General features: G+C 33.3%; 22 protein-coding genes. 12 read left to right on the forward strand and 10 right to left on the reverse strand.

Annotated features, from left to right (window positions below):
- Positions 1-7: 7 nt before the first annotated feature.
- The 7 genes from cydB to hslU all read left to right on the forward strand — a co-directional run bounded on the left by cydB (position 8) and on the right by hslU (position 6,103).
- Entirely contained in the window at positions 8-1,144 is a 1,137-nt protein-coding gene (cydB, locus tag A9G32_RS10455) for a cytochrome d ubiquinol oxidase subunit II (protein ID WP_065589519.1), read from the forward strand.
- Positions 1,145-1,435: 291 nt separating this feature from the next.
- The gene (ybgC, locus tag A9G32_RS10460; protein WP_141671007.1) at positions 1,436-1,831 is read left to right on the forward strand and encodes a tol-pal system-associated acyl-CoA thioesterase; all 396 of its coding nucleotides are present in this window, start codon (positions 1,436-1,438) and stop codon (positions 1,829-1,831) included.
- Positions 1,832-2,512, forward strand: coding sequence for a protein TolQ (tolQ, locus tag A9G32_RS10465; RefSeq protein ID WP_065589520.1), 681 nt, complete (start codon positions 1,832-1,834; stop codon positions 2,510-2,512).
- A 2-nt stretch (positions 2,513-2,514) separates the two neighbouring features.
- Positions 2,515-2,940, forward strand: a complete 426-nt coding sequence (tolR, locus tag A9G32_RS10470; RefSeq protein ID WP_065574447.1) for a colicin uptake protein TolR — start codon at positions 2,515-2,517, stop codon at positions 2,938-2,940.
- A gap of 21 nt (positions 2,941-2,961) precedes the next feature.
- Complete coding sequence (gene tolA, locus A9G32_RS10475) at positions 2,962-4,077, forward strand: cell envelope integrity protein TolA (protein ID WP_065589578.1); 1,116 nt, start codon at positions 2,962-2,964, stop codon at positions 4,075-4,077.
- 149 nt (positions 4,078-4,226) lie between these two features.
- The gene (gene hslV / locus A9G32_RS10480) at positions 4,227-4,754 is read left to right on the forward strand and encodes an ATP-dependent protease subunit HslV (RefSeq protein WP_025316169.1); all 528 of its coding nucleotides are present in this window, start codon (positions 4,227-4,229) and stop codon (positions 4,752-4,754) included.
- Positions 4,755-4,777: 23 nt separating this feature from the next.
- The gene (hslU, locus tag A9G32_RS10485; protein WP_065589521.1) at positions 4,778-6,103 is read left to right on the forward strand and encodes an HslU--HslV peptidase ATPase subunit; all 1,326 of its coding nucleotides are present in this window, start codon (positions 4,778-4,780) and stop codon (positions 6,101-6,103) included.
- A 63-nt stretch (positions 6,104-6,166) separates the two neighbouring features.
- Here hslU and asmA read toward each other — a convergent pair whose 3' ends face one another.
- The 3 genes from asmA to mltA all read right to left on the reverse strand — a co-directional run bounded on the left by asmA (position 6,167) and on the right by mltA (position 9,823).
- Positions 6,167-8,047 carry an outer membrane assembly protein AsmA gene (gene asmA, locus A9G32_RS10490; protein WP_065589522.1) on the reverse strand — a complete coding sequence of 627 codons (1,881 nt, stop codon included), beginning with the start codon at positions 8,045-8,047 and terminating at the stop codon, positions 6,167-6,169.
- A 32-nt stretch (positions 8,048-8,079) separates the two neighbouring features.
- Positions 8,080-8,661 (reverse strand): dCTP deaminase, encoded by a 582-nt coding sequence (dcd, locus tag A9G32_RS10495; protein WP_065589523.1) that lies wholly within the window; start codon positions 8,659-8,661, stop codon positions 8,080-8,082.
- Between the two features lie 70 nt (positions 8,662-8,731).
- On the reverse strand, positions 8,732-9,823 hold the full coding sequence (gene mltA / locus A9G32_RS10500; RefSeq protein ID WP_081296825.1) for a murein transglycosylase A: 1,092 nt from the start codon (positions 9,821-9,823) through the stop codon (positions 8,732-8,734).
- 197 nt (positions 9,824-10,020) lie between these two features.
- Here mltA and cycA point away from each other — a divergent pair, with 197 nt between their 5' ends.
- Positions 10,021-11,394 (forward strand): D-serine/D-alanine/glycine transporter, encoded by a 1,374-nt coding sequence (gene cycA, locus A9G32_RS10505; protein WP_065589524.1) that lies wholly within the window; start codon positions 10,021-10,023, stop codon positions 11,392-11,394.
- A 57-nt stretch (positions 11,395-11,451) separates the two neighbouring features.
- Here cycA and A9G32_RS10510 read toward each other — a convergent pair whose 3' ends face one another.
- Complete coding sequence (locus tag A9G32_RS10510; RefSeq protein WP_065589525.1) at positions 11,452-12,465, reverse strand: TerC/Alx family metal homeostasis membrane protein; 1,014 nt, start codon at positions 12,463-12,465, stop codon at positions 11,452-11,454.
- Between the two features lie 178 nt (positions 12,466-12,643).
- Here A9G32_RS10510 and dacB point away from each other — a divergent pair, with 178 nt between their 5' ends.
- Positions 12,644-14,080: a serine-type D-Ala-D-Ala carboxypeptidase gene (gene dacB / locus A9G32_RS10515; RefSeq protein WP_065589526.1), complete on the forward strand. Its 1,437-nt coding sequence runs from the start codon at positions 12,644-12,646 to the stop codon at positions 14,078-14,080.
- Between the two features lie 61 nt (positions 14,081-14,141).
- On the opposite strand, the gene A9G32_RS10520 is transcribed toward dacB, so the two are convergent.
- On the reverse strand, positions 14,142-15,977 hold the full coding sequence (locus tag A9G32_RS10520) for an ABC transporter ATP-binding protein (protein WP_065589527.1): 1,836 nt from the start codon (positions 15,975-15,977) through the stop codon (positions 14,142-14,144).
- 240 nt (positions 15,978-16,217) lie between these two features.
- Complete coding sequence (locus A9G32_RS10525) at positions 16,218-16,907, reverse strand: LexA family transcriptional regulator (RefSeq protein ID WP_034909729.1); 690 nt, start codon at positions 16,905-16,907, stop codon at positions 16,218-16,220.
- A 621-nt stretch (positions 16,908-17,528) separates the two neighbouring features.
- Here A9G32_RS10525 and A9G32_RS10530 point away from each other — a divergent pair.
- Complete coding sequence (locus A9G32_RS10530) at positions 17,529-17,708, forward strand: Sec-independent protein translocase subunit TatA (protein ID WP_034909727.1); 180 nt, start codon at positions 17,529-17,531, stop codon at positions 17,706-17,708.
- Between the two features lie 15 nt (positions 17,709-17,723).
- Positions 17,724-18,908 carry an FAD-dependent monooxygenase gene (locus A9G32_RS10535; RefSeq protein ID WP_034909725.1) on the forward strand — a complete coding sequence of 395 codons (1,185 nt, stop codon included), beginning with the start codon at positions 17,724-17,726 and terminating at the stop codon, positions 18,906-18,908.
- 241 nt (positions 18,909-19,149) lie between these two features.
- On the opposite strand, the gene mutY is transcribed toward A9G32_RS10535, so the two are convergent.
- The 3 genes from mutY to raiA form a co-directional block, all read right to left on the reverse strand.
- Entirely contained in the window at positions 19,150-20,190 is a 1,041-nt protein-coding gene (gene mutY, locus A9G32_RS10540; protein ID WP_065589580.1) for an A/G-specific adenine glycosylase, read from the reverse strand.
- Between the two features lie 5 nt (positions 20,191-20,195).
- Positions 20,196-21,347, reverse strand: coding sequence for a bifunctional chorismate mutase/prephenate dehydratase (gene pheA / locus A9G32_RS10545; RefSeq protein WP_065589528.1), 1,152 nt, complete (start codon positions 21,345-21,347; stop codon positions 20,196-20,198).
- A 100-nt stretch (positions 21,348-21,447) separates the two neighbouring features.
- Entirely contained in the window at positions 21,448-21,780 is a 333-nt protein-coding gene (raiA, locus tag A9G32_RS10550) for a ribosome-associated translation inhibitor RaiA (protein ID WP_065589529.1), read from the reverse strand.
- A 315-nt stretch (positions 21,781-22,095) separates the two neighbouring features.
- Here raiA and trmJ point away from each other — a divergent pair, with 315 nt between their 5' ends.
- Positions 22,096-22,785 carry a tRNA (cytosine(32)/uridine(32)-2'-O)-methyltransferase TrmJ gene (trmJ, locus tag A9G32_RS10555; protein WP_065589581.1) on the forward strand — a complete coding sequence of 230 codons (690 nt, stop codon included), beginning with the start codon at positions 22,096-22,098 and terminating at the stop codon, positions 22,783-22,785.
- A 101-nt stretch (positions 22,786-22,886) separates the two neighbouring features.
- Here the strand turns inward: trmJ and cysS are convergent, their stop codons facing one another.
- Positions 22,887-24,284, reverse strand: coding sequence for a cysteine--tRNA ligase (cysS, locus tag A9G32_RS10560; protein WP_065589530.1), 1,398 nt, complete (start codon positions 24,282-24,284; stop codon positions 22,887-22,889).
- Positions 24,285-24,411 lie beyond the last annotated feature (127 nt).

A 24,411-nucleotide genomic window follows, 5' to 3' on the forward strand; every position in this document is an offset into this window, starting at 1 on the left:
ATACACAATGATTGATTACGAGATTGTACGCGTCATCTGGTGGGTGCTGATTAGTGTTGTTTTAATCGGTTTTGTTGTAACAGATGGGTTTGATATGGGCGTCGGTATTTTATTACCATTTATTGGTAAGACTGATACAGAACGTCGCATTATGATTAATGCAATTGCTCCTCATTGGGATGGTAACCAAGTATGGTTAATTACTGCTGGTGCAGGAATATTTGCTGCTTGGCCAATGGTATACGCTGCGTCGTTTTCTGGTTTTTATATTGCAATGATTTTAGTTCTTTGTGCGTTATTTTTTAGACCAATTGGTTTTGATTATCGTAGTAAACTAGAAAATTCAAAATGGCGTAATTTATGGGATGCTGGTATTTTTGCAGGTAGCTTTGTGCCAGCATTAGTTTTTGGTGTTGCTTTTGGTAACTTATTAGAAGGTGTTCCTTTCCGATTTGATAACTCTTATCGTGTATTTTATGATGGTAACTTCTTTGGTTTGCTTAATCCTTTTGCATTGTTGACTGGCGTTGTTAGCTTAATGTTATTTGTTGCTCATGGTGGTGCTTGGTTACAAATGAAAACATCAGGGGAACTTTATTTAAGAGCCAGAAAGGCTACACAAATTGCTAGCTTAGTAATGTTAATTGCATTTGTTTTGGCTGGAGTTTGGGTTGCATTTGGCATTCATGGTTATGAAGTTACCAGTGTGATTGATTATAATGCAGCATCTAATCCATTGACTAAAACAGTTGCTACTGATGCTTCATGGTTAGATAACTATCTGAATTATCCAGTTTTATGGATAGTCCCTGTTTTAGGTATGGTGTTACCACTGCTTACTATTCTTTTTTCTAGTCTAAACAAAAATGCATTAGTATTTATTTCATCAGTATTAACAATTGCCTGTGTTTTATTTACCTATGGTATTGCAACTTTTCCATTTATTATGCCTTCAAGCATTATGCCAAATGCAAGTTTAACAATATGGGATGCATCATCAAGCCAATTAACACTTAATATTATGTTTATTGTGGTTCTTATATTTTTACCTATTGTCCTTATATACACTATTTGGTCATATATCAAAATGTTTGGAAGACTAGATAAAAATCATATTGAAAATAATAAACATTCTCTTTATTAAGGAACTATTATGTATTACATTTTGTGGTTTATAGGAATTATTGCTGCATGTATGCTATCGGCTGTTACAGGTTTGTTAGTTGAAAGGGGTAGCGAAAAAGAAACTAATAACAAATAATATCAAGTATAAATTAATAAAAAGGTGACAAATAGTCACCTTTTTAATTAGTAAGTAAAATATTAGTAATAAAGGAAAATGATAATTGTTTTCATTTGCTGTTTTTTATATCATAGTGCAGCGAAGTTTATATTCAGATATAATAACACCAAATTTGATTAGTGTGATTTGGATATGAAACAATTCAATTGGAATGCAAGAGTTTATTATGAAGACACAGATGCAGGCGGTGTAGTTTATCATGCTAGATATCTAGCATTTTTTGAAAGAGCAAGGACTGAAATTTTAAGACAACTAGGAATTAGCCAACAGACCTTATTACAAGAAAATATTGCGTTTGTTGTTAAAAAAATGGATATTAGCTACCATTTTCCTGCTCGTTTAGATGATATGCTTACTATTAGTACTAAGGTGGATCAAACTCGCAAAGCATCTATTATTTTCAAACAGACTATTGTTAATCAAAATGAACGAGTTATCAGCACAGCAGATGTGCTTATTGCCTGTGTAGATATCGCTAAGATGAAGCCATGCGGGCTTCCTAAGTTATTAGTTTTGGAGTTTATATAAGTGGAAAATCTGAACATTATTAATCTATTTTTGCAAGCGGGTTTGTTAGTACAATGTGTTATGTTATTGCTACTTACTTTTTCTGTTATATCATGGGCTATTATATTTCAACGGAGTAAGATTTTAGGAAAAGCTAAAAAACAAGTTGAGGAGTTTGATAATAGTTTTTGGGGTGCTGATGGTTTAAATATTTTATTTGATAAAGCGAAATTTTATAAAGAAGAAATTAGTGGTACAGAGCATATTTTTTATTCAGGTTTTAAGGAGTTTTCACGGCTTTATCAAATTAATCCAAATATGGCAGAATCTGCTTTAGATGGAGCATTACGTTCTATGCGTTTAGCTATGAATCGTGAACTTGATATCCTTGAATTACACATTCCTTTTCTAGGTACAGTAGGTTCTATTAGTCCATATATTGGTTTGTTTGGTACTGTTTGGGGAATTATGCATGCATTTATTTCTTTAGGTGCAGTTAAACAGGCAACGTTACAGATGGTTGCGCCAGGGATTGCTGAAGCATTAATTGCAACCGCAATTGGTCTATTTGCTGCTATTCCTGCCGTACTTGCTTATAATCGTTTATCATTGAGTGTGAGTCGAATTGAACAAAGCTATCTTAACTTTATTGATGAATTTTCTGCAATTTTACAACGCCAAGCAGTTGCTGTTAGGAAATAATTATGAGTAGAAGCAGACGTTCTCGTTATTCGACTAAATCTGAGATCAATATAGTACCTTTACTTGATGTACTATTAGTATTAGTGCTTATTTTTATGGCAACGGCACCAATTATTAGTCAAAGTGTTGAAGTTGATCTACCTGAAGCATCGGAATCTAAGACGATTTCACCATCAGAAACTAAACCAATCATTATTGAAGTATCAGGTGTTGGAGTTTATGCTCTAATTATTGAGCAGGACCGTCAAGCTAATTTACCACAAGAAAAAATTGTTGCAGAAGTTAAGCAACAGATGTTGCTTAATGAAAAGGCCGTGTTTTTAGTTGGTGGAGCTAAAGATGTTCCCTATGAAGAAATTATAAAAGCGTTGAATTTATTACAATCAGCAGGTGTTAAGTCTGTAGGATTAATGACTCAACCAATTTAAATATTATAAAAGATGTCAGCAATGTCTCATAAGTCAAATTCAAAATTAAGTATAGCTATTGTAATATCTATTATACTACATATCATTTTAATTATTATTTTAGGTTACCGAGTTATGTATAGTAATGATGTTAATTATGGTAGCTTTAACGGCAACTCTATCGATGCTATTATGGTTGATCCTTCTGTAATGAATGAACAATACCAAAGACAACTAAAAACACAGATTAGCCAAAAGCGGGCTGAGCAACAAAGGCAGCAACAAATAGAAGAGCAGGCTCAAGCTTTACAAGAACAGCAACTGGCTCAACAGCAACGACTTAAAGAGTTAGAAAGAGAGCGCTTAAAAGTAGAAGAACTACAAAAGAAAGAGGCAGAGGCTGCACAGGCGGCACGGGTAGCAAGGCAAAAAGAAGAAGATGAACGTAAAGCTAAAGAACAGCTAGAAGAACAGCAAAGACAAGCTGAAAAGCAGCGTTTAGAACAACAGCAAGCGGAATTAGCTAAACAAAAAGCTGAGCAAGAAGCTAAATTAAAAGCTGAGCGAGAGCTATTAGAAAAGCAACGTGAGGAAAATCAACGTAAACAAGAAGAGTTAATTAAACAAAAAGCTGAACAAGAAGCTAAAGCTAAAGCCGAACAGGAAATTATAGAAAAGCAGAGAATTGAAAATGAACAAAAACAAGCTGAGTTAGCTAAAGAGAAAGAAGAGCAAGCAAAAAAGCAAGCCGCTGAAAAAGCTGCTGCCGATAAAGCTAAGCGAGCTGCACAAGCTAAAAAAGATAAAGAACTTGATAATTTACTAAACGGGTTAACATCAGGCACATCTAATCCATCAGGTGGTGCTGCTAGTCGTAAAGGTGTTTCTGATGGAGAGCTAAATAAATACAAATCATTAGTTCAAAATGCGATTAGTAATAAGTTTATTAATCCTAATAAATTATATAGTGGCCGAAATTGTGTATTAGAAATTCAAATTGCACCCGATGGTTTATTGCTTGATGTGAGTGCAAAAGGTGGTGATGATGCATTATGTCGAGAAGCCCTTTCTGCAACTAAACAAGCTATTATTCCAAAACCTGCGAGTACATTTTATAATCAAGTAAAAATAATGACAATTGACTTTCAACCAAAATAGTTTTTATTCGCAAACGCTATATTTCCAGAAATTTTTTTAAAATAAATTAACAATATCTTCAAATTAAAATGTTGAAATTATATTAATCATCCCTATATATAGTCTATTCATTCCGAATAAAGTTACTTAAGTGAAAGAAGGAGCAGAATATGACGACAATTGTCAGTGTCCGTCGTGAAGGTCAAGTGGTTATAGGTGGCGATGGGCAAGTTACGCTCGGCGAGCGTATTATTATGAAGGGAAATGCTCGTAAAGTTCGTCGTTTATATAATAACAAAGTGATTGCAGGTTTTGCTGGCGGTACAGCAGATGCTTTTACACTATTTGAACTGTTTGAAAGAAAACTAGAGATGCATCAAGGACATTTAACTAAAGCAGCTGTCGAACTAGCTAAAGACTGGCGAACAGATAGAATGCTACGTAAGCTAGAGGCACTACTTGCTGTTGCTGATGAAAGTGCATCATTGATTATTACAGGTACTGGTGATGTCATTCAACCAGAAGATGACTTAATTGCTATTGGTTCTGGAGGCCCTTATGCGCAAGCAGCGGCACGAGCACTACTAGATAATACCTCACTTTCTGCACATGATATTGTGCAAAAATCATTATCGATTGCTGGAGACATTTGTGTTTATACCAATAATTTCCAAACAATTGAAGAACTTAATTATTAATCTGATTTAAGAGAAATTTAACTATGTCTGAAATGACTCCTCGTGAAATTGTAAGCGAACTAAATCAACATATTATTGGGCAAGAAAAAGCAAAACGTTCTGTTGCAATTGCGTTACGTAATCGTTGGCGCCGTATGCAACTAGATGAAACATTACGTCATGAAGTTACACCAAAAAATATACTTATGATTGGGCCAACAGGTGTTGGTAAAACTGAAATTGCAAGACGTCTAGCCAAATTAGCGCATGCACCGTTTATTAAAGTAGAAGCAACTAAGTTTACCGAAGTTGGTTATGTGGGGAAAGAAGTTGATTCAATTATTCGGGATTTAACTGATTCTGCAGTAAAAATGATCCGTCAAGAGGCGATTGAACGCAATCGTAATCGAGCGGAAGAATTAGCTGAAGAGCGCATTTTGGATGTACTTGTACCACCAGCTAAAGATGGGTGGGGACAAGTTGAAGATAATAATACAACAGCAAGACAAGCTTTCCGCAAAAAATTACGTGAAGGTTCACTTGATGACAAAGAGATAGAAATCGAATTAGCTGGTGTTAATATTGGTGTTGAAATTATGGCTCCTCCAGGTATGGAAGAGATGACCAATCAATTACAGTCAATGTTTCAAAATTTAGGTGGACAAAAAACAAAATCACGTAAAATGAAGATTAAAGATGCGCTCAAACAACTCATTGAAGAAGAAGCTGCTAAATTGGTTAATCCTGATGATCTTAAACATGAGGCGATTGAAGCAGTAGAACAAAATGGAATTGTTTTTATTGATGAAATAGATAAAGTTTGTAAACGTGGTAATTCTTCAGGCCCAGATGTTTCACGTGAGGGAGTACAACGAGATCTTTTACCATTGGTTGAAGGTTGTACAGTGTCGACTAAACATGGATCTGTTAAAACGGATCATATTTTGTTCATTGCATCAGGTGCTTTCCAAACAGCAAATCCATCTGATTTAATTCCTGAATTACAAGGCAGATTACCAATTAGGGTTGAATTACAAGCTCTAACAAGTGAAGATTTTGAACGTATTTTAACCGAACCAAATGCTTCACTTACTGTTCAGTATAAAGCTCTAATGGCAACTGAAGGAGTTAACATCGATTTTACCTCGGATGGTATTCGTAAAATTGCGGAATCAGCATGGCAAGTAAATGAGCAAAATGAAAATATTGGTGCCCGCAGGTTGCATACTGTTTTGGAACGCTTGATGGAAGATGTTTCATTCGAAGCTAGTGAACTCGGTGGAGAAACTGTAACTATTGATGCTAAATATGTAAGCGATCATTTAGATAAGCTTGTTGCAGATGAAGATCTAAGTAAGTTTATTTTATAAAAAGTTTAACTTCTAAACATAAAGAGGTGAAGATGAATTTGCTCAACTTCACCTTTTTTCTTGTTACTTTCTTATTAGCTCGCCTAAGATATCTGCAGCTTTTGATTTAGATTTTGAATTATCTTTAGAGTCATGAGTTTTTAATTTTTCGCGGAGTTTGTCTAAACGGTCTTGTAATTTATCGCTTAGTGCATCGGTAATTAATTTACTCATATCTATTTGATAATGAAGATTAGCAAATTGCCCATAAATACGTAGTGGTATTGTTAACTTTTGCAGTTTACTAATTGTTTCACTTTTACCGTTCCAGCCACCTAATATTTTTAAATTCAAATTAACATCCAAATCTTGTTTTAAAAAACCAACTCGCCCTGATCCATCAATGACATCAAGAGTTTCAGAATTGGCATTTAATGTCGACAATTGCAAATTACCTTGCCTCAAATTACCAATAGCTGAAATTTTATGGAATTCAGTATATTTTTTTTGATTTTCAGGAGTCATGATGTCCTTTGAATATTGAGTTGCCGTATTTTGGATGATTCTTTGAATATTTAAATTATTTAGCCTTGCATTAGTTACTACTATATTCAAATTTCCTTGCAAGTTGGCTAAGATTTTTGAACCAGATAAGCTGTTGCTTTCTAAATCTCCAGTAGCGTTAAATAAACCCTCTAGATCATGTGCTATATTTAATTGATTAAAAAATGTATTTAAATCAACATTGGATATTTTGGTATTAAGCTTCATTAGTGTACTTTTTTGTTTACCATTTGCTAAACCAGTTGCAGCTATATGGCCATTAGCAATATCAAAGTTAATCTTTTTAAATATTGCAATACCTTCCTCATTGGTCATATCAATGTCAATATTATTTAATGTTACTTTGTTAGCATTAATCTGTTTAATATTTAATTTAGCTTTAGCATTAAAATTATTCAGAAAGTTTAATTCATTATTGATTTTTGTGACATTCGACACCACTGGTGAAGTTTGTTGAGGATTTGCTTCTTTATTTGAATTTTGATTTGTTTTCAAGAACGAAGTGAGATCGATTTTATCTGAATTTAACTGCAAATTTATATATGGTTTATTTGCTAAATCAGCATTTATTGTGGCAGTAAAATGATTTTCATTAATTGAAAAAGTTAAATTTTGGCTTTTAAGTAACATTTGTGGATGTTGGTAGTTAAATACACCGCTAATGTTACCTTTTAGCTCTTTTGTTGAATTGTCTACACCTTTATAAATGAAATCTAATTTCTTTAAATCGATTAACGCTTGTTCTGGAAATTGATTTAAATCGACATATGCATGTATCAAATAAGATAAATCTTGTTGATTTTTATCTATATTACCTTTTAAATCGATAGAAATATTTTTTTCACTATTTTGTTCTAACACTAGATTAATATTTCTAAAGTTAATTAAATCATTATTATGTTGTAATGTCACAGTACTATCACTAACTTCAAATTTATTTAAGCTAAATTTCCAATTAGATGAAATTTCTTGATCTTTAGAATCAGTTGGTTTATTCGTAGTCGTATTAGATGATGTTTTTGTACCATTTTTTGCAATATTGCCTTTACTTTCATTGGTGATACTGATAACTGCTGATTTTATAAAAACATTTTTGACTGATAATTTTTTGGAGAATAGAGGTAGTAACTCAACGTCTAATCTCATATTATCTGCAGTTAAAAGGGGTTTTGAAGCTCCTGCATCAGTTAGCTTAATTGAATCAGTTAAAATACTCACTTGCGGCCATATATGCCAACGTAAATTTCCATCGATGGATAATTCATATCCTGTTTTATCTTTAACTGTATCAGAAATAAACCCACGAAAGTTGTTGGGATCAACAAAAACAATCAATGAAACAATACTAATTGTTATGACTAGAATTAAGGCAAATAGAATAACCAATATTTTTTTGATCATATTAATGTTCCTTCGTTATGGTTATCAATTATTCAGTCTTTATCAATACGACTGGCAACAGCACCATACTGGTCTTTATATTTTGCATCTAACCTCCGATTGTATGGTCTTGCCGCAGGACCACTTAGCGTTTCAAAACTGAGCGCGCCGATTGTCATTCCAGGCCTAAGTGCTAATGGAATTTTTCCTGAATTATAAAATTCTAATACAATTTGTCCTTGCCAGCCAGGGTCGATACGATGAGCTGTAACGTGAACCATTAGACCTAATCTAGCAAGTGATGAACGGCCATCTAACCAGCCAACTAAATCGTCAGGAATAGTGACTGATTCTAAAGTTACAGCTAATGCTAACTCACCAGGATGTAAGTAAAAGGCGTCACCTTCAGGTAATACTATTTCTTCACTCATCACTCGTTCCAAGACTGCAGATACTTCTTCTTTTGGACCACTTAAATCTATATAAGGTGTAGTATGTTCTCGAAAAGTACGAAATTGATTACCTAATCTAACATCAACAGTCGCACCATTAATACAGCTTGCTGCAGGCTGCGGTGTTATTTTTAATTTACCATTTTTTAAATATGCTTCGATATCTCTGTCACATAATCTCATGAGTTATCCTTAATTCAGCTTGTATTACTTTATTCTAACAGGTTCTTTTGATGGCGTCGATGTTAGTAGTTTAAGGCTGTAGTACCCATGCGCGTCCATAATGGTTATAGTATCCGGCTAATTTTCCTGCTTTATCTCCTATTCCTAGATAAAGGTCAAAATGTTGACCTTTTATAGCACCACCAACATCAAGTGCAACCATAAGTCGAGTTTCTCGTCTGCCTCGATATTGCCCATCGTCTTCAAGAAGCGGCACATCAACTAATACTACAGATCCTAAAGGAATGACTGATTTATCCGATGCGACTGATGCATTTGCAACCAAAGGTATTTCGGCCGCCCCCGTAACTTCAGCATTATATTGTGGATTAAAAAAAACAAATGAACGGTTTTGAATTAGTAAAGCTTTAATTTGATTTTCTGGTTTGTTTTTTGCCCAATCTTTAATTGATTGTATAGAAATTTTTTCTTTTTCTATTTCGCCTTGTTCTACTAATAATCTTCCTATACTAGAATAGCCATAATTATTTTTACCTCCATAGCTGAAGAAGACTAAAGGTGAACCATCTTCAAAATCAATATAGGCACTACCTTGTACTTCCATAATAAAGTTATCCATTAAGGAATTACTGTATGCAATTTCAAGATCTCTATCAGAAAGAGCTCCATTATAAATTTGTTCACGATTTGGTAGTTGTTCTTCATCACTAACAACAGGCATCTTATAAATAGGGTATTTAAATTCTGCTGTTGGTTGATGCCTTGCTTTGATTATCGGAGTGTAGTAGCCTGTTAAATGTACATTGCCATACCCATCTTGTCCAACCATTTCGTAACTGTTAAGTCCCACCTTGTAAAATTCATCAACCATTAAAGAACGGCTAATCCACTCATTTATTGCTTTATAAATATGTTCATTTTTTTTATATAAAGAAGGCGATGACGATTTAATTTTAGCTATTTGAATAATGTAGTCTGATATGTTGATAGGAATACTTAATTGAGGCTGATTAATGTTAAGTGGTAAAGATAATCTCCCATCTTTATATTGTTGGCCTTGATTAGTTGGTTTATTTGAATAGTATTGGCTACCAATAAAAATAGATAAAACAAGTAAAATACTAAAAAAATAAAAATAATAATAACGATCTTTTTTTTTCATCTTGGAAAATAATTATAATAAGTTAAGCAATATGGCTGGTTATGCTACACAATTCTATTATAAGAAACTACAGATAATTATTATGAATCCATAAAAAGTTTTCATAACAATTCAACTTGCGATTTTATTCTATAGACTTTATAGTCCTAGACTCTTAGTAAGTCGAGAAATATAGAAAATAAAAGGAAATAATAGCGATGAGCATTACATCCTCAAAAAATGATCTAAAGCGAAATCTTTCTAACCGTCATATTCAATTAATTGCAATCAGTGGGGCAATTGGGACTGGTTTATTTATGGGTTCAGGAAAGACAATTAGTCTTGCTGGTCCTTCTATTATTTTTGTTTATATGATTATTGGTTTTATCCTTTTTTTTGTTATGCGGGCGATGGGGGAAATCCTTCTTTCTAATTTAAAGTACAAATCTTTTAGTGATTTTGCCAATGACCTTTTGGGGCCTTGGGCTGGATTTTTTACTGGTTGGACATATTGGTTTTGTTGGGTAATTACAGGGATTGCCGACGTTATTGCAATTGCTGGATATGCGCAACATTGGTTTCCTGAACTGCAGTCATGGATACCAATGTTATTAACAGTTGCCTTACTTTTAACACTAAACTTATTAACGGTAAAAATGTTTGGTGAAACAGAATTTTGGTTTTCAATGATTAAGATTATTGCAATTTTAGCATTGATAGGAATTGGACTCGTACTCATTTTGACTGCTTTTCATTCCGAACAAACGGGTACCACAGCTGCATTTTCGAATTTGTGGGAATACGGGGGCTTTTTCCCTCATGGTAGTATGGGTTTTTTTGCTGGATTTCAAATTGCTATTTTTGCTTTTGTTGGGATTGAGTTAGTTGGCACAACTGCAGCAGAAACCGTTGATCCTTGCAAAAATTTGCCTCGTGCAATTAATTCAGTGCCTGCGCGTATCATCTTTTTCTATGTTTTTGCTTTAATCATTATTATGAGTGTAACGCCATGGATGTTTATTTCTCCAAACAAAAGTCCTTTTGTAGAATTATTCACTCTAATTGGCTTGCCCGCTGCTGCAAGTATTATTAATTTTGTAGTATTAACTTCAGCAGCATCATCTGCTAATAGTGGTATTTACTCAACAAGCAGAATGCTGTTTGGGCTTGCTAAAAAACAAGATGCTCCAGAACCGTTTGGGAAATTATCGAGTCGCTCTGTACCGGCTAATGGGCTATTATTCTCGTGCACATGTTTATTTGGTGGAGTTGTTTTGATTTATTTAGTGCCTAATGTCATGGAAGCTTTTACTATAGTAACTACAATTTCGGCTATTTTATTTATGTTTATTTGGTCGATGATTCTTATTTCTTATATTGCTTATCGTCGCAAAAAAATAAACTTACATGAACAATCTCAATTTAAAATGCCAGGTGGTATTTTTATGTGCTGCGTCTGTTTGGCTTTTTTTGCCTTCGTGATTGTATTACTTACTTTTGAGATTGATACTCGCCAGGCATTAGTGGCAACACCTATTTGGTTTGTTATTTTAGGTGTAAGTTATTTTATTCGATCTTTAAAACGTCAATAAATTTATACTAAAAATGGCAGGAAAACCTGCCAATATTTTTACTCTAATTATCGCACTTTATTTTTTCGGACAGATGATGCTAGCAATAATTCCTAAAGCTAGTGTGCCTAAAACGATATAAAGACTGGTAATTGGATCTATATCAATACCGTATCCAAATAGATGATTACTTGCATTTAAAGCCAATTTTCCGGCAATAAAAAAGAGTAAACAGATAACTGCCTTATCAAGATGAGCTAAATACTGTTTCATGGCTTGTAAAATAAAATACATAGTTCTAAGACCCAAAATAGCAAAAATCATCGAGCTATAGACAATTAACGGTTCTTGGCTTACAGCAATCACGGCAGGAACAGAATCAAACGCAAAGATAACGTCACTTAACTCAATTACAACAATACATGAAAACAGCGGTGTAGCATAAAAAACACTTTTAGGTATTTTACCAACTAAATTGCTATTCTCAGGTTTTGCAAGTTCTCTATCAAGTTGTTTTTTGGTTAATAAAATGTGATGACCGACAATTTTGGGGTAAGATGGAAAAATACGTTTGGCGATGCGAAAAGTTAAGTGATTTGAATAATCCTTTATGTCTTGACCATTATCTTGATTTTTTAGCATTATTATTCCAGTGCAAGCTACTAATATTGAAAAAGCTAATTCCATCCAAGGACCTAAATATAACAAACCTGTTCCAATTACAACAAATATGGTGCGGAATATAATAGCGCCAATAACTCCCCAATAAAGTAAGCGATGTCGATAATTATTAGGTACTGAAAACCAAGAAAAAATAGCCATAATGACAAACAAATTATCGACAGATAGTGCTTTTTCAAGGACGTAACCAGCAACAAATAAGCTAGCAGTAGTACTCCCATGATGAATGTATAAAAATAGTGCAAACCCCAGTGCAACAATTATCCAAAAAAGTGACCATATAATGGCATTTTTTAAACTGATAGGTTTATCGTTATGGTGAGCATATAAATCAACAATAATTGCAGCCAAGGCTAGCACAACAAATACCAACATGGTCTCTATTGGAAATCCTAATGAACTTTGCATCATATTTATATTACCTAGTTTTAATTGATTTTAGATAATTTGAATAGTTGGTTTATCTAATTTAACCGTAATATATAATTATAAAAGTGATAGAGTATATATTGCTAGCTAAATCAAAAAAAGTTATATTTGCAAGTCTTATTTAACTGTTTTAATTTAATAATATTTTGAGCCAGTATTTATGACAAAATTTAGGATAATTATTCTTACTCTTCTTCCTTTTATTTCGGGATTATTATATGCACAACCAGTAGAGCCTTATATATCTTCTTTACCTAAAGGAAGTGATTTATCCATTTTGGTTCAATCTGTTGGGCGTAATCCTAAAACATTAGCAAAATATAAAAGTAATCAATTCAAACAACCAGCAAGCACTCAAAAAGTGATAACTGCGTTAGCTGCTCAGCTTGAACTGGGTAATGATTTCCGTTTTATAACTCGTATACAAACCAATGGCTCAATAAGTAATAAACAGTTAAATGGTGATCTTATTATTCAATTAAGTGGAGATCCAACTTTTACTCGTGATCGATTAAAAAGCATGATTGCAACACTGAGCCAAAAAGGTATTGAGAAAATTTCAGGAAATGTGATTTTGGATACTTCAATTTTTACAAGTCATGATAAAGCATCGGGCTGGTCCTGGAATAACTTAACTGCATGTTATAGTGCTCCGCCATCTGCAGCTATTATTGATAATAACTGTTTTAATGCAACCATTATTCCGGGTAAGGTCGGTTCCAAAGCCTCTGTTACGGTATCTTCCAATACTCCTATTATTCTTACTGGTGATGTCAGAACTATTGCTGCTAATAGTAAGGATTTAAATGATAAATATTGTGAATTAGATGTAAACTACTCAGATAAAAACCATTACCATTTATCAGGATGCATTGCTGTAAGTTCAGATAAAATACCGTTAAAATTTGCAGTAATTGATAGTGTTGAATATTTTTCGAAAATTTTAAAAAATGAGCTTAAACAAAAAAAAATAACGTATACAGGAACTATTATTGAACGTAATCAAAGGACTAATGCTCAGTTGTCATTATTAGCCTCTAGCCAATCAGCTCAACTTTCTGAACTGTTGACAGTTATGCTTAAAAAATCAAATAATTTGTATGCAGATGCTATATTTAGGACTTTAGGGGCCCATTATTATAATGTTCAAGGTACATGGCGTAATGGCGGTGATGCTGTTAAGCAAATTTTACGTAAAAAAGCGGGTATAAATTTAGAAAATTTAGTTATTGCTGATGGTTCTGGATTATCTAGATTAAACTTGGTTAGCGCCGATAAGTTAATGGAAATTCTACAATATATTGCAGCTAATAATACAAAATTAAGAATTATTGAAATGTTACCAATTGCTGGAGTTGATGGTACTTTGCAGAATCGAAAAAGTCTTAATCAAGCACCTTTTAAAGAAACAATACGAGCCAAAACAGGTTATATTCAAGGTTGCTATAACTTAGCTGGATTTATCCAAAAGTCTGAAGGGGAATATGTTGCATTTGTGCAGCTATTATCAGGATACCAAGCTGATAATAAAGGAGAGCCCAAAAATAGTGCAGTCATGCGATTTGAATCGGAATTCTATAAAAATTTTATTAATTAATAAAGTGTGGTCAGGATACATATATTTTATATTTAGTATAAGTCCTGACCTTCTTTGTAAATTAAAAGTTATCGGCTAAAAAACCACAGCTCTGATGTTTCCAAAGCTGTGCGTATAAACCATTCTTGTTTAATAATTCTTGATGGGTTCCTTGTTCGATGATTTTACCTCGATCAAGTACGATTAGTTTATCCATTGCCGCAATTGTAGATAATCGATGGGCAATAGCAATAACGGTTTTTCCTTCCATTAAAGTATATAGACTTTCTTGAATTGCTTGCTCAATTTCAGAGTCTAATGCACTTGTTGCTTCATCTAATAATAAAATAGGGGCATTTTTTAAAATGACGCGAGCAATGGCAATACGTTGCCTTTGCCCTCCGGATAATTTTATACCTCGTTCACCAACAAAAGCGTCGTATCCTGTTTTACCTCTTGTATCAACGAGTGTTTGAATAAATTTATCTGCATGAGCCTTTTTGGCGGCATCTATCATTTCCTCTTCAGAAGCATTTTTGTTACCGTAAAGTAAGTTTTCTCGTACTGAGCGATGCAATAACGAAGTATCTTGTGTCACCATACCGATTTTAGAACGTAAGCTTTCTTGATTAACGGCAGTAATATCTTGACCATCAATAAAAATATTACCACTTTGTAAATCGTAAAAACGAAGTAATAAATTAATAAGCGTTGATTTTCCAGCTCCAGAACGACCGACCAAACCAATCTTTTCACCAGGTTTGATTGTTAAATTTAAATCTTCAATAATTGAGTTGTGTTGTTTTTTATCATAAGCAAAATGGATGTGCTTAAATTCGATTTTCCCTTGGGTAACATGAAGTGATGTTGCATTAGGTTGATCAATAACTGTTTTAGTGGCTGAAAAAGTATTAATCCCATCTTTAACTATGCCAATATTCTCAAATAAAGCTGCCAATTCCCACATGATCCAATGTGAAAAACTGTTTAATCGAAGCGCTACAGCGGTTGTTGTTGCAATTGCACCAACACCAATTAATTGATTACTCCATAGCCATAAGGCAATACCTGTAGTGCTTAGTATCAACAAAATAGACATTAAATGATTAACAATTTCAAAGCTACTGACTAAGCGCATTTGTTTATTGACAGTGACTAAAAAATCATCCATTGATTCTTTAGCGTATTTTGCCTCATTGCCAGCATGAGAAAAAAGTTTTACTGTCATGATGTTGGTATAGGCATCGGTAACTCTTCCTGTCATCGTAGAACGAGCATCTGCTTGCATGCTAGCAACTTTACTTAGACGAGGAATAAAATAATACATAGCAATACCATAAATTAGACACCAGCCTATAAATGGAATTAATAGCCAAAGATCTAATTGCCCGATGATTGTTGCCATAGTAATAAACGAAATAAAGACATAGATAAAAATCTCCGTCACTAAAAAGCAAGTATCACGAACTGCAAGCGCTGTTTGCATGACTTTGGCGGATATTCTACCAGCAAATTCATCTTGGAAAAAACGCATGCTTTGATTGAGTACCAACCGATGAAGGTTCCAGCGCATTCGCATTGGGAAATTGCCGGCTAAGCATTGATGTTTAATAATAGTTTGTAATCCAATAATAATTGTACTTGCTATGATGATTAAAGCTAATATTACTAATGTTGTTTTTTCTTGTTGCCAAAATTTGCTAGGTTCAACAGCTGCAAGCCAATCAATAACCCTACCAAGAGTTGCATATAAAAAGGCTTCAAAAGCACCAGCGAATGCACTAAGAATAATTAATAATAGTAGAAATAAGCGAGTTCCTTTAGTTGATTGCCATATGAAATTAAAAAAATTTTTAGGCATACATTGATATTCAACTTTTGGATAAGGTGATACTAATTTTTCAAAAAATCGATACATATTCGGCCTGACAAATAATAGAGTTTTCCATTGATAATACAATCAATGATATAAAAAACGAGGATAGCGCAAATATATGTAAATTATATATGCATTAAATTGTTACATGAAATTTTAGATATATCTGCGATTTATAATATTATAAATATTAAAAAGCTGATGAGGAAATATGATGTTTTATATTTCCTCATATTATGATTATATCTTGAACGTCAATATATAGCTACTATACTAATGGTCTTAAAATATATCTTTTATAATAAGTACAACGCGTCCAACAATATGATATTTATGAAAGTCTACTTTAGGTACTTCAATAGTCGGATATTGGCTATTATTGCAGATTAACAACCATCCATTGAGAGTTAAACGAATCTTTCTCAAAAAGGTAATATCTTCATATTCAATTAAATAGATTGCACCATCAATAATCTCATTTATTTCTGTATTAAGAATTAATCCGTTATTATTTTTGATTTCTGGCGACATTAAATCGCCTTTAGCCCAGTATATAATTAATTTTTTAGCATCCAAACCTCGATGCTTAACCCAACCTTCAACAATAGGATAATTCATTACTGGAGGCGTTTCTCTAACAAAACGCTCTTTTTGTGCTTCTTCTTTTGTTGGTAACTGTTTTTTATATACAGGGATACGATAAATATTTTCGTTATAGACTTCTTCACTGTCTTTAGGATCTAATACTTCTAATTTATGTCCAGTGGCAAGCCAATTAAAGGAAACATTACATTTTTCAGCAATGACTTCTAAACGTGTAAGTGATGGATATGTTTTACCTGATAAATAATCTCGGATTACTGTTTCTGACATATCACATTTTTTAGCGAAGGCTGATACAGATAACCCTTGCATTGAGCTATATAGTCTATCTTTAAAAGTTTTAATATTATTATTTTTAATTGTATTCATCTTTGAACCATTATTTCTTGCATAAGTTTATTAATTATAATGTATTTTTTTGTGTTTTTGTATACGTTAATAACATTGAAAATCTATTAGTTTTGCTTTATTCCTATGCTAATTTGTTTTTTTATTTTATATCTTGTTTTTTTATCTTGTTTTTTCATTTTTTTTATGACTATTGATTTTTTTGGGAAAAAAAGTTATTTATTGTTTTTTCTGCTCGAGAATGCGTATTTTTGTGTGAAAATATTTATTGCTGTGTTAATTAAAGTTTTTTTATTGTTTATTTGATATTTATCAAAGGTATCTTAATGGTGGCTTTTTTATATTATTATGATTTTATTTGATTTATATTTTTTATGTAGAAATAATTTAAATTGAAAAAATAAATAAAAACGTTGACGAAAGCGAAAAAAAATGGATAATAAGCAGGGTAAGGATTTTTCATTGTTTTCTTTCCTTATATTCCTTATATTTCATGTTGGCCTGTATAGTTTTATACAGGTCTTTTTTTATTTTTGAACTATTCATGAAATCCCTTCACAAAAAGAGTATAATCAGTTTCCTATATAATCTGTTTTAAAGCTTATCCTAACAGAGCGTTGTATTTATTGAGAGGATTTGATTATGTCTTTTAGCATTCCACATCTTTTAGTGTTTCTTGCCGTGGTGATTTTATTATTTGGCACTAAGAAGTTACGTAATTTAGGTTCGGATCTTGGTTTAGCGTTGAAAGGCTTTAAAAAAGCGATGAATGATGACGAAGTTGAATCAAAAAGTGATAATAAGTTAGATGATAATAAATAGTTGCATTTATTTAGTATGAATTTACAATTTGACGTAGTAATTGTTGGTGGTGGATTAGTTGGTTTAGCCACTGCTTGTGCACTTAGCCAATGTGATTTAAACATTGCGATTATAGATACTAAACTTTGTCAGCATGAATTCTTGCCTCATGCTGAAATAAGTATTAGAGCTTCTGCTATTAATGGCGCTAGCCAGCGCTACTTTTCAAAAATTGGTATATGGGATGATTTATGCAATAGCAAGCGTGTACAGGAATTTACTGAGATAGGTGTATGGGAAAAAAATGGTCAAGCTCATTTGTCTGCCCAAGCCAAAGATTACGGTTATTCTAATCTTGGATACATAATTGAAAATAATGTCATTTCTCATTATCTTTACCAGTTTGCCTTAAACTGTTCGAATATTAAAATTTATAGCCATGAAGCAGTTGATTGTACATTTAATGATGATTTTGTCTTTTTGACACTTGCAAATAAAGCTGTTTTACAAGCTAAATTAATGATAGGGGCTGATGGTGCTCATTCTTGGGTGCGTAGGAGTGAAAATATTTCTGTTCTTGAGCGTGATTATCTTCATCATGCTGTGATTACAACTGTTCAAACTGAATATCCTCATCAATCCTGTGCTAGGCAAGTGTTTTATCCCAATGGAATTATTGCTTTTCTTCCTCTTTGGAATGTAAATAAAAGTTGTTTAGTTTGGTCGACAAAACCAGATAATGCGTCTACTTTAACTTCACTTTCTGAATCAGAATTTTCGAACGAATTATTTCGGTTGACTGGTGATAAAGTTGGTAAATGCCAGTTAATTAACCCTAGAATGGTATTCCCATTAAAAGCGCGATTTGCTAAACAATTTATTAAGCATCGGTTAGTACTTATTGGCGATGCTGCTCATACTATTCACCCTTTAGCAGGACAAGGGGTAAATTTAGGTTTTCAAGATTCTGCTTTATTAGTTTCAACCATTAAACAATTAATCGAAACTAATAAAGATATTGGGCTTGTAAAAAATTTAAAATCATTTGAGTTTAATCGTCGCAAAGATGCGTTAGTTATGCTCACGGCCATGCAAACTATTCAAGATATGTTTAATGGTGATAATTTGTTGAAAAAGACGTTAAGAACAATTGGTATGAATGTTATTGATAATAGTCAGCTATTAAAAAAGCAACTGATTAAATATGCTATGCATATTTAATTTAAACTTATATCTAGTTATTATTGTGTCTGTCAAAAACTTTCAGGTAAGTATGTGTTTCAGTATAAAAATCAATTATGATACTTAATAGATTAAGAATCTATTCCAGAAATAACAATCCAACCATAAAATAAGTAAACTGAACTAAAGCCGCATGATCTAATGCGCTTAGCAAATTATAGTTAAACAAGAATAATAATGATGCACTAAAAAGTGCACCAATATTGATAATAAATCGTGATTAAACTGTTTGTTTTAATAAGTTATAAACAGGGGTAGCAAGACCTATTTTTGCGTTGTTAGATTTTAGTTTATACCAATAGCCACTATGTTCATTAAAACATTTTGTATACTTGGTAATGACACAATAAATAGGAAAAATATCTAAGTGAAAATGACTAAATGTGTGGCGAAATGCAACAAGTTGCTTTGGTGCTGTTGTTTCGATACCTTGTTTTTTTAACCAGTCAGTTATTGCTTGTTTACTTGAAAATTGAGGAAAACAATATAATCCTCCCCAAATACCAGACGGAGGCCTTTTTTCAAGCCAAATTGTATGATCGTATTCTAGCATTAAAAAATAGGCTGTCTTTTGGGGAATGGCATTTTTAGTTTTTTTTGTAGGATAGAGTTGCCAGCTTTCGGTTTTATATGCTAGACAATGGGTTTGCAATGGGCATAAGGAGCATTTAGGTTTAGTGCGTGTGCAAACCATAGCCCCAATATCCATCATAGCTTGATTAAATTTTGCTACCTTATGTTTTGGTGTGACTTGTTCACTTAATTGCCAAAGTTTATTTTCGACAGTTTTAATACCAGGCCAACCTTCAACAGCAAAATATCGGGTTAAAACACGTTTTACGTTGCCATCTAAAATTGGATAATGTTGATTTTGTGCAAGAGATAAAATTGCACCAGCTGTTGAGCGTCCTATGCCTGGAAGTGCGACGACATCATCGAACTTTGTAGGGAACATGCCATTAAATTTATCCACAATTAATTGTGCTGCTTTATGTAAATTACGTGCTCTTGCATAATAACCAAGTCCTGTCCAAAGATGCAATACATCATCAATTGGCGCTTTTGCTAAATCTGTTATTTGTGGGAAGTGCTCAATAAAACGATTAAAGTAAGGAATAACCGTTGCAACTTGGGTTTGCTGTAGCATCACTTCAGACAACCAAACATGATAAGAGCTTTTTTCGACCTGCCATGGTAGCGATTTTCTGCCATATTGTTCATACCACGTCAGGACAGCTTGCGGAAAGTATTGTATTGTCATAGCCATTACATTGCAGCAACAATAGAATCACTAGGATAGCAACCTAGTACCTTAGTATATAAAGTCATTGATGCCAATTCTTTGAGAGCTGTTTGCATTTCATAAGAATGAATGTTACCTTGCAAATCGATATAAAACATCTCTTCCCAAGGCGTACCATGAATTGGGCGTGATTCAAGTTTAGTCATAACAATGTTATGGTTACGTAATACCGATAGCGCATCAACTAAAGCACCTGCTTGCTGACCTGTTTTCATGAGAATTGTGGTTTTAGCAGGGATTTGATCAGATACTTCTATTGGCTGACGAGCTAACACAATAAAACGAGTAATGTTTTCTTTTTGATTGGCAAAATTATGTTCAAGGACTTGTAGCCCATATAATTCACCACCATCTTTATTACCCATAGCTGCAACATTAGGTTGATTCAATTTAGCTACAGTTTCCATTGCTGATGAAGTACTATCGCAGTATATGATTTTCCAATGAGGATAGTTCTCTAAGAAGTTACTACATTGCTGGAATGGTTGTGGATGGCTATAAATAGTATCGATTTGCTCTAGCTGGGAATTTTGTATAGCAAGAATACAATGATCAATAGGTAAAGAGAGCTCACCAATAATATGCAGGTTAGTTTTTTGCAATAAATCATAAACTTCATTAATTGAGCCGGAACTTGAATTTTCTATTGGTAAGATTCCATAATCTACAGCACCATTTTCGACTTGTTCAAAAATCTCTTTAAAGGTTGAACAGCTTAATTCAATCATTTCATCTAAGTGAGCGCTAGCATAACGGCGGGCAGCAGAATGCGAATAAGATCCTTTGGGGCCTAAAAAGGCAACTTTGGCTGTGATGATTGTGCTGAGATTAAGCTTTTCTTGCAAGATTTTTTGTTGTAATAGTACAGAATCTTCAATAATTAATTGATATAAGCGTTTAATGAAAATATCATCAAGATGATAGTCTTTGCCTTCATTGATTAAGGCTCTGATAAGTGAACGCTCACGATCAATGTCGCGCACAGGAATGTTTGCTTCAATTTTCGTATGAATTACTTGTGTTGAAAGTTGGCGCCTCTGGGCAATAAGCTCTAACAATGTTTTATCTAATTTATTAATTTTATCTCGCAAAGATAATAAAGGATTTGTAGCCATTTTTTATTAGTTATTTAAAAAAGATAGTTTGTATTATAACAAGCAAAAAAATAAAGGCACCATCAAAGTGCCTTTTTATTCAATCAAGAAAATTAACAAATTAAATTTCTTCTTCTAATACTGCGTCTTTTATGCTGTTAACCGCACGCCGAGATTCATTCTTGTGTTGTAGTTTATTAAGTTGTTTTTCAAGCTTATCAATAAGGTCATTTATTGCAGCATACATATCAATATGTTTGGCAGAGGCAACTAATGAAGTTCCTTTGGTGGCAATTGTTGCATCAACAATAAATCCATCTGGTTCTTTCGATAAAATAAAATGAGGGTTGATTAACAGTGCTCTCCATTTATCTAACTTCGAAAATTTATCTTCTAGATAGCTACGAATAGCAGGGGTAACTTCCATTTGTTTACTGGTAATACTTAAAGTCATAATTGACCTCCTCATTTTTTATCAACAAAGTTAATCTTAATGTTGTTATTACATTGGCAAATTATTTTAGTCTCGTCAATAAGATCTTTGTTTTGCCTAATTTTTATTAATTTAATTTTGAAATAAATTCCATTGACTGAATATTGCATAACATGGTGGAGGGGCTGACACTGATTTTACCATGAATTTAATATATACTGTATTAATAATTATTTAGTTTATCCTATGTTATAGGTAATTTTCAATAATGAGGACAATGTGAGTTATTTAGATAATGTGAAGATTGTTTTGGTTGAAACATCTCATACAGGCAATATGGGCTCTGCTGCGAGAGCAATGAAAACCATGGGATTAACTAACCTTTGTTTAGTTAATCCGGTCATCAAGCCTGATTCTCAATCGATTTCGTTAGCTGCAGGTGCCAGTGATATTATAAAAAATGCACAAATCTTTTCTTCACTTGAACAAGCCATTGCCGATTGTACTTTAGTGATTGGTACTAGTGCGCGTTCTCGTAGTTTACAGTGGCCATATTTAACTCCCAAAAAGTGTGGCGATAAGATTATTCAAGAAGCCTCAAATCTCCATACTCAAGTCGCTTTGGTATTTGGGCGTGAGCGTGTTGGTTTAACTAATGAAGAATTGCAAAAGTGCCATTATCATGTTGGAATTCCAGCTAACCCTAGTTATAGTTCTTTAAATCTTGCTATGTCGGTACAGGTTTTGTGTTATGAAATTCGCATGTCAATGCTCAATCTTGAAGATAAGCAATCAGGGTGGGAAAATGAGAATATGGCTGAAACTGAGTTTCCTATAGATGCTGATATAGAGCGCTTTTACCAGCATTTAGAACAAACTTTATTACAGACAGGCTTTATTAATGCCAATCATCCAGGACAAATTATGGGGCGTTTGCGTCGATTATTTACACGTGCACGTATTGAACAACAGGAACTAAATATTTTGCGTGGCATTTTAACTTCGATTAATAAAATTTTACATTGATGTCAAATAGAAACACCCACAGATTTGTGGGTGCTATTTTAAGGTTGATACTGTTTAATATAGTACCTTATCTATTAATCAAAAAATTAATTCTAAGTATGTTAGCCATTAGTTTTTTTGCGCCATGTTGTGCCGTTTGCACTATCTTCAAGAACAATATTCATTGCATTTAGTTTGTCACGAGCTTCATCGGCCTGAGACCAATTTTTGCTTGCTCTTGCTTCGTTACGTTGTTTTATTAATGCTTCGACTAATGCCACATCAACATCATCTTGCTTATTACCTTGTAAAAATTTAACAGGATCTTGCTCTAATAATCCAAGTACTGCTGATAAATAACGTAACTCAGCTGCTAATTCATTAGCGAGCTGCATATTATTATCGGCTTTGGCTTTGTTTATTTCACGAGCCAGATCAAAAAGCGTTGAATAAGCTTCTGGTGTATTAAAGTCATCATCCATTGCGTTACAAAACTGGCGATAATAATTACTGTCAGGTGTCGTATGTGGATGATTCGCATCAGTATCACGCAAGGCTGTATATAGTCGCTCAAGTGCCATTCTTGCTTGTTTTAAATTATCTTCACTATAATTTAACTGACTACGATAATGACCGGATAGTAAAAAATAACGTACTGTTTCAGCATCATAATGCTTTAATACATCGCGAATAGTGAAAAAATTATTGAGTGATTTTGACATTTTTTCTTGGTCGATCATTACCATACCAGAGTGCATCCAGTAATTTACATATTGACCGTTATGCGCACAAGTTGATTGGGCAATTTCGTTTTCATGATGCGGAAACATTAAATCTGAACCACCACCGTGAATATCAAAGTGATTGCCTAATTGATAGCTGTTCATTGCTGAACATTCAATGTGCCAACCAGGGCGACCTTTACCCCATGGTGAATCCCAACTTGGTTCGTTAGGTTTTGACATTTTCCATAATACAAAATCCATTGGATTTTGTTTAACATCAACAACTTCAACTCGAGCACCAGCTTGTAATTGTTCTAAATTTTGGCGAGATAAAATACCGTAATTCGGATCGCTGTCTACCGAAAACATGACATCACCATTATTGGCAATATATGCATGTTTTTTTTCGAGAAGCTCTTCAACTAATTTAATAATTTGTGGCATATGATGAGTTGCACGAGGCTCTATATCAGGCCGACGAATATTTAGTGCATCAAAATCGGCATACATTTCTTGTAGCATTCTATCTGTAAGTTGATCACAGGTTTCACCATTTTCGAACGCACGTCTAATGATTTTGTCATCAACATCAGTAATATTACGAACATAAGTTAAATCGTAACCTAAAAAACGTAAATAACGTGCGACAACATCGAAAGCAACGAAAGTACGTCCGTGACCAATATGACAAAGATCGTAAATTGTCACTCCACAAACATAGAGTCCAACTTTATTAGGGGTAATTGGTTGAAATATTTCTTTTTCGCGTGTTAATGTATTGAATATTTTTAACATTATAATTTACAGGGTAAAATTGATGGATTTTGCTAGATAATATAACAAAATTCTGGATATGACGAAATTACTTATTGAGAACTTTGCAAGCAAAATTGAGAAAATGTATATACCAATATAACTGAAT

Source organism: Gilliamella sp. Gris3-2 (assembly GCF_001690345.1).
GTDB lineage: Bacteria > Pseudomonadota > Gammaproteobacteria > Enterobacterales > Orbaceae > Gilliamella > Gilliamella bombi.